Origin of the sequence: Bacillus sp. AFS001701 (assembly GCF_002559405.1) — a bacterium.
In the GTDB taxonomy this organism is placed as follows: domain Bacteria; phylum Bacillota; class Bacilli; order Bacillales; family Bacillaceae_G; genus Gottfriedia.
In genome coordinates this window covers 1-1,607 of record NZ_NTZO01000612.1, presented here as the reverse complement: position 1 = coordinate 1,607, position 1,607 = coordinate 1, and the positions used below count along the sequence as shown (strand labels likewise).

Annotated in this window: 2 protein-coding genes and 1 pseudogene; all 3 read right to left on the bottom strand. The window is 36.2% G+C overall.

The window, feature by feature from the left end; genetic code table 11:
• Window positions 1-390, bottom strand: a pseudogene (locus CN514_RS24055) (bclA protein); the annotation flags it as partial.
• Window positions 356-1,084 (bottom strand): reverse transcriptase domain-containing protein, encoded by a 729-nt coding sequence (locus tag CN514_RS24050; RefSeq protein WP_286141819.1) that lies wholly within the window; start codon window positions 1,082-1,084, stop codon window positions 356-358. The pseudogene CN514_RS24055 and the gene CN514_RS24050, both read right to left, overlap by 35 nt.
• A 32-nt stretch (window positions 1,085-1,116) precedes the next feature.
• A partial coding sequence (locus CN514_RS26690) for a reverse transcriptase domain-containing protein (RefSeq protein ID WP_286141818.1) occupies window positions 1,117-1,607 on the bottom strand: 491 nt, incomplete at its 5' end.

Sequence of the window (1,607 nt, the reverse complement as noted above, 5' to 3'; positions counted from 1 at the left end):
TGAACCATTGTCAACTCTAAGGTTCACTGAAGATCCAATTAGTGTATCCAGCAATTCTCTTAATGGTCTTTCAAGGCAATCACATTCACAGCCAGAATCGACAGGAGGGAGTATATTAATAGTCGGTCCAGGTGGTAAAAACCCAACCCCAATAATTTTCGGTATACCGACAAAGAAAGTTGTGACTCCATCTGTCACTGTAACTATTGAATCATTCACTGAAGTGATTGTTACGAATGTTAGAAGAGGTTGTTGATTTGGTTCATCTGCTATAGTTTCTAAAAGTACTGATGTACCAATAAGTTGTTGTAAAACGTTTTGCATAGTCGAAACACAGCAATCACATAAACACCCCTCAACTATACCAGTAGCTCCTGTTGCTCCCGTTGGGAATCCTTGGTGAGGGTAGTGGAAATTTATCAAGAAATAGTCTGAATTTCTCCCATTTAAAGGATTTTCTTTGACTTCTTCTATTGAGCCATTTAAATAGTAGATTCTCGATTTTAGCTTTGAAAATGTTAACATTTGGAATATTATCAGTGATGCAATAGTAGTTGAAGTAGCCAATAAGTGAGCGTTTGAATCTGTCCATGATTATATGAATATTATTATTTCTATTCTTCTTCAACCATTCTTTAGACTCTTTTAGTTTGCTTTGTACTTTCTTCCTACTTGATTTCCGTTTCACTCGAAACTTTCCTTGTTTACTTTTCCCACAATAGTGCGTAAAACCTAGAAACTCGAAGGTTTCTGGTTTTCCATTTCCCTGGTGCTTTCCAAGTTTCTCCGCAAGTCGTCCGAAAGGTATAATTTTGGTTTTATCTTCGGCTATTTCCAGATTAAACTTCCTGAGTCTTAATTTTAGAGATTGAAAGAATTCCTGAGCCTCATTCTTAAATTGGAAACAGCACACAAAATCATCTGCATACCTTACCAGGTATGCTTGTCCTTCGCACTGTTTCTTGACACTTTTCTCGAACCATAAGTCAAGTACATAATGAAGATAGACATTAGCTAATACAGGAGATATTACACCACCTTGCGGTGTACCATTATCTGTTTTGTATTTCTTTCCTTCTTCCATGTATCCACCTTTAAGAAACCTACCGATTATTCTTAGGTTGGATCCGCGATTCTCAGTTTTAAGAACTCCATCATCCATTTGTGGTCAACATTGTCAAAGAACCCTTTTATGTCTACAACATAGTTTACTGACCTCTTTTCGATATAGAAGTTCAGTATTTTCAAAGCATCGTGGCAACTACGATTTGGGCGAAATCCGAACGAACAGTCCAAGAAATCAATTTCATAGATGGAGTTTAATATTTTCGTTAAGCCTTTTTGAACAATCTTATCTTCATGTTCCGGTATACCTAATGGTCTTTTCTTCTTTGAATCGAGCTTCGGGATATACATTCTTCTAACTGGAACAGGACGATAGCTTTTACTTTTAAGTCTACTTATTAAATCCTCTATATTTTCTTCGAGGTTACCACTGTATTGTTCTTTAGTTGTGCCATTTATCCCAGTTGCTTTCTTATTTGGTAATTCAATGTGACATTGAACTAGTGATTGCTTATCTAGTAAATGTGCAAGAGATGTAAATT

Excerpts from the sequence above, each read along its gene's own strand:
- CN514_RS24050 (WP_286141819.1), bottom strand. The coding sequence starts at position 1,084 with ATGGAAGAAGGAAAGAAATACAAAACAGATAATGGTACACCGCAAGGT.